At 35.6% G+C, this 410-nt stretch carries 1 protein-coding gene; it reads left to right on the top strand.

Annotation, left to right across the window (positions count from 1 at the left end; all coding sequences use genetic code 11):
* The first annotated feature begins 200 nt into the window (after positions 1-200).
* Positions 201-407 carry a DUF1657 domain-containing protein gene (locus AOA61_RS06125; RefSeq protein ID WP_099601345.1) on the top strand — a complete coding sequence of 69 codons (207 nt, stop codon included), beginning with the start codon at positions 201-203 and terminating at the stop codon, positions 405-407.
* Positions 408-410 lie beyond the last annotated feature (3 nt).

Raw genomic sequence — 410 nt, forward strand, 5'->3', positions numbered from 1 at the left:
GCGTTTCAATTTCAGAAATACTCATTAACGTCATTTAAAATCTCTCCCATTTTTTTATAATATCTAATTGCTCAACGTAGTCAATTGAACTTGGCTGATGTCGTAAAGGACTCAAAACCTAACAATTCCCAGTATACTATCTGTTCATTATTACAAATATTAAATAGTGTAATACCACTTCTTTTAGGGAGGTCACTACGATGACTGTAGCTACTCAAGTAAAACAGACAGTAGCAGGGTTAAAAAGTGCTCAAGCTAGCTTGGAAACATTCGCCTTGCAGACAGAAAACCAACAAGCAAAACAAATGTTTCAAGATATGGCTCAACAAACACAAACTATCGTGGATACTTTGACTCCACGCTTACAGCAAATTGAGCAAGAAGAGCCACAATATAGAAACATGTAACTT

This window comes from Pseudomonas sp. 2995-1 (assembly GCF_002742505.1).
Taxonomy (GTDB): Bacteria; Pseudomonadota; Gammaproteobacteria; order Pseudomonadales; family Pseudomonadaceae; genus Aquipseudomonas; species Aquipseudomonas sivasensis.